The organism is Marisediminitalea alba, assembly GCF_002993365.1.
Lineage (GTDB): Bacteria > Pseudomonadota > Gammaproteobacteria > Enterobacterales > Alteromonadaceae > Alteromonas > Alteromonas alba.
This window is the reverse complement of record NZ_PVNP01000184.1, coordinates 1-3,882: the sequence shown is the minus strand read 5'-3', so window position 1 is coordinate 3,882 and position 3,882 is coordinate 1. Positions and strand designations below refer to the sequence as shown.

Annotated in this window: 5 protein-coding genes and 1 pseudogene; 4 read left to right on the top strand and 2 right to left on the bottom strand. The window is 45.2% G+C overall.

Annotation, left to right across the window (positions count from 1 at the left end; translation table 11 throughout):
* A pseudogene (locus C6Y40_RS16275) lies at positions 1 to 1,263 on the top strand (IS3 family transposase); the annotation flags it as partial.
* Positions 1,264 to 1,358: 95 nt separating this feature from the next.
* Here the strand turns inward: C6Y40_RS16275 and C6Y40_RS16270 are convergent.
* Positions 1,359 to 1,634, bottom strand: coding sequence for an ATP-binding protein (locus C6Y40_RS16270; protein ID WP_105935479.1), 276 nt, complete (start codon positions 1,632 to 1,634; stop codon positions 1,359 to 1,361).
* A gap of 201 nt (positions 1,635 to 1,835) precedes the next feature.
* Here C6Y40_RS16270 and C6Y40_RS16265 point away from each other — a divergent pair, with 201 nt between their 5' ends.
* Genes C6Y40_RS16265 through C6Y40_RS25270 form a run of 3 tightly spaced genes read left to right on the top strand, consistent with a single transcriptional unit; the run spans position 1,836 to position 2,913 of the window.
* On the top strand, positions 1,836 to 2,261 hold the full coding sequence (locus C6Y40_RS16265) for a MerR family transcriptional regulator (protein WP_240621987.1): 426 nt from the start codon (positions 1,836 to 1,838) through the stop codon (positions 2,259 to 2,261).
* A gap of 56 nt (positions 2,262 to 2,317) precedes the next feature.
* Complete coding sequence (gene merC / locus C6Y40_RS16260; protein WP_105935478.1) at positions 2,318 to 2,707, top strand: organomercurial transporter MerC; 390 nt, start codon at positions 2,318 to 2,320, stop codon at positions 2,705 to 2,707.
* Positions 2,695 to 2,913, top strand: coding sequence for a GDCCVxC domain-containing (seleno)protein (locus C6Y40_RS25270; protein WP_105935477.1), 219 nt, complete (start codon positions 2,695 to 2,697; stop codon positions 2,911 to 2,913). The genes merC and C6Y40_RS25270 overlap by 13 nt, the downstream gene beginning before the upstream one ends.
* 345 nt (positions 2,914 to 3,258) lie before the next feature.
* On the opposite strand, the gene C6Y40_RS16250 is transcribed toward C6Y40_RS25270, so the two are convergent.
* The coding region (locus C6Y40_RS16250; protein WP_170308460.1) for an IS91 family transposase at positions 3,259 to 3,882 on the bottom strand (624 nt) is incomplete at its 5' end.

Sequence of the window (3,882 nt, the reverse complement as noted above, 5' to 3'; positions counted from 1 at the left end):
ATCAGCGTCATTACAAGGCTTTGGCCAAACACGCGAGCAAGAATTGACAGTCAAACGCCAGCGCAAGACTGACCAAAAAGAAATTAAACAGCTCAGGCGTGAATTGCGTGAAAAAGAAAAAGCCCTGGCAGAAACAGCCGCATTGTTGGTATTGAGAAAAAAGCTGGATGCGCTTTGGGAGAACGACAACGAGGACGATTAACCTCGATCTCAAAGCGCACGGAATTAGTGAAGTTAATTCGAGACGCTAAACAAGCCGGCGCTCGATTGCGCTTGGCGTGTGAAGAAGTTGAGATTAGCCTCAGAACTTATAAACGGTGGTTTAAGCGCGGTATTATTCAGGCCGATAAACGCCCTGAAGCCGTTCGTCCGACGCCCTCTAATAAGCTGTCGGAAGCGGAACAGCAGATGATATTGTCAGTGAGTAATGAAACGCGCTTTGCAAGTTTGCCGCCTACACAGATTGTGCCCACGTTGCTTGATGAGGGCGTGTATTATGCGTCGGAGTCGAGTTTTTATCGGGTGTTAAAAGCGCATAATCAACTTCATCACCGTGGGCGTAGCATGGCGCCGAATGCCAATAAGTTACCGGATACGTTCGTTGCTAACAGGCCTGGTGAAGTGTTCTGTTGGGATATTACATATTTACCCAGCGTGGTACGCGGGCAGTTTTACTACCTCTATATGTTAGAGGACATTTTCGGTCGTAAAATTGTGGGTGCCGAGGTCTATGAATGTGAATCGGGTGAGTATGCAGCTGAACTACTGCAACGCACGCTGATACATGAAAATGCGTTATATACTGGTGTGGTATTGCATTCAGACAATGGTGCACCCATGAAGTCGCAAACGATGCGAGCAAAAGCGTATGAACTGGGTGTAACGACATCATACAGTCGACCCAGAGTGAGTAACGATAACCCCTTTGCGGAGTCACTGTTTAGGACCTGCAAATATCGTCCAGACTGGCCTTCTCATGGGTTCAAAAGTCTAGAAGAAGCAAGGCGGTGGGTGTTAACGTTTACGCGCTGGTATAACTATGAACACAAACACAGTCAACTTAGGTTTGTCACACCGCATCAGCGCCACACGGGACAAGATAAATCGATACTAGCGAACAGACAGTCTCGCCTGGAACTGGCAAAGCAAGCTAATCCAAGCCGCTGGGGAAAACGCAAGATACGAAACTGCGAGCCAGTTGGGCCAACTACATTAAACCCAACCCGCGGGGTGAATGAGAAAAACGAAAGTAAAGCGGCTTAAAACGCTTTAAAGGTGACAACTAGCTTGAAAAACGCCGCCCCTTAGTGGAATGAATGTTAAATTTTGGACAAGGTATCGAATGAAACTATTCTGGTCTAGTCGTTTTTATTGTCTTTTGGCCTTGATTGTTCAGGCAGTGTTACGGTTACATTTGTTCCCTTGTCAACTTCGCTGTCGATTTCAAGAGTGCCGTCCATTATTTCCGCTAAGCTTTTTGCAATTGAAAGCCCCATGCCAGCCCCATCATAATTTCGAGACAGGCGCATATCGAACTGGGTGAAGGGCTCAAGCATTTTATTGATCATAGCAGAGGGGATGCCAATGCCATTATCTTTGATTGAAAAGACATAATTACCATTTGCGCAATGCATTTCTATTGAAAGGAAAGCCCCAGCGACGTTTGCTCTACCTTTTCAGTATTTGCTAGGCAACAACTGTATTAGTCAGCACCCAATCTTACATTTTTGGATTTGGAACACGACCAAATCTGACAGTCGGCTTAGTACGTATTGCAGACACTGGCAGTATGATAAATCAATTGGTTTAGTGTGCGATAAACGGAAGTTCAGCACTTGTCTAATAATGATAGAATAATGCCAATTGTTTTAGAGAATCCGCTTATGAAAACCATTGGAACGCTGGCTAAAGAACTAGACATTAGCGTAGAAACAATCCGATTTTATGAACGTAAAGGACTTATCGTCCAGCCACTAAAACCTGATAGTGGTTATCGCATGTATGACGACACCCATGTGAGTCAACTTAAATTCATATTAAAAGCTAAAGCCTTGGGCTTTACACTTGATGAAGTCGCTTCGCTCATGACGATGAGTGGAAACTGCGCTGATGTCGAATCGATGGGATTACAAAAACTTAAGTTGATTCGAGAGAAAATTGCTATTTTGCAGCGGCTAGAACATGTGATTCAAGATATGACAAGTTCTTGTAAAGCCAACCATGACCCTAATTCCTGCCCATTAATAAATTCGCTCAATTAACTATTGACTCCGTACCTATGTACGGGGTTTAGACTGCCTCAAAAGTAGAGGTAATTATGATGAATAAAACTCTAGATAAAGTAGGCTCTGGTGGCGTTTGGCTAGCCGCACTTAGCTGCACAGCATGTTTCCCCGCACTTGGTTCACTAGCATCAGCTTTAGGGCTTGGTTTTTTATCACATTTTGAAGGGATAGCGGTTAATACTTTATTACCATTGTTTGCTGCGCTCGCTTTATTGGTCAACTCGTACAACTGGTATCAACATAAGCATGTGGTAAGGGGCATATTAAGTGTAATTGGCCCAATTGCAGTATTGCTGACTCTTTATCCACTGTGGCAATACGACTGGAGCACTTACTTATTTTACTTTGGGATCACATGGATGGTATTCATGTCAGTATTGGATGTCGTTGAGCCAGTTAAGGAACCCGTATGCGAGGTATAGAATTGGAATCTAAGATTACTTGTCCCAAATGCGGCTTTAGTAAGGTCGAGACTATGCCAACAAACGCTTGCCAGTGGTATTACGAATGTGAGGGATGCAAAGCGCTACTCAAGCCTTTAATAGGTGATTGTTGCGTTTATTGCTCTTTTGGGACTGTTAAGTGCCCACCTATTCAAGAAGGAAGTAGTTGTTGCAATAAATCTTAACGTCTACTAATGTTTAGATTATCAGTTATCTGCCCTCCATTCAGATCCACCTTGATGTCCTACTCTCGGGCAGATATCAGATAATCTTCGTTGGACGAAACCGCGGGATGTTACCCCTGTGGTTTGGCTATGGGGATTTCGATGGTGAATGTGAGTCTGCTGTAGAGGATGATCGCCAAGATCACGTGTTTCCAGTGGTGCTTTGTTTCTATTGGCATCTGATTTTCACGTTTTTATTCAGCTCGGTTGTCTCGTTCTATTCATTGTCATGGGGTTTATAGCGTTTCAGGTAAAGCATCATCCTCACCAGTAAAGGCGCTTTTTTTATCTCTTTAAGCACCCCGCCTATTTAGGGGGCGCTCTTGGTAAGTATGCAGGTAGCCTGAGCCCCGACACCTTCATCGGTGATTGACATTGCCTGCACACGAAGGGGGCTGAGTCTGCCTTCGATTCATTGGCAGGATTTTTGATTTCTGGTGGCGGTGCTACGTGCAAGGCTTGTCTGGCCATATTGAGTTTGGCTTTACTGGCCAGTAACCCATAATGCCGGATACGATGAAACCCGGTTGGCAAGACATGCAATAAAAATCGACGCATGAACTCGTCACACGTCAGTTGCATCGTCCGGTGCATGTTGTTTCCTTTGCGCCGGTAATCCTTATAGGTGAACGAGACATGTGTTTCATCAATGGATTGGAGTCGGCGATTCGCAATCGCTACACGATGCGTATAACGCGACAGGTACTTCAGCACCGCTTGTGGTCCTGCAAACGGCGGTTTGGCATACACCACCCATTCCATGGATTGTTGCTGTTTGCACCATGCCATAAAGTGCCCGGCGTGTTCAAAGCCACTGGTCTGCGTCAACTCCCCGAAGCACAGTAACTGCGTCGATTCGTATAACTCACGTACGCCTTGCATATACAAACGGCGGAACAAGCGTGATAACACTCTGACCGGCAAGAAGAA

Coding starts and splice junctions, on each gene's coding strand:
- C6Y40_RS16270 (WP_105935479.1), bottom strand. CDS start 1,634: ATGCATTGCGCAAATGGTAATTATGTCTTTTCAATCAAAGATAATGGC.
- merC (WP_105935478.1), top strand. CDS start 2,318: ATGATGAATAAAACTCTAGATAAAGTAGGCTCTGGTGGCGTTTGGCTA.
- C6Y40_RS25270 (WP_105935477.1), top strand. CDS start 2,695: ATGCGAGGTATAGAATTGGAATCTAAGATTACTTGTCCCAAATGCGGC.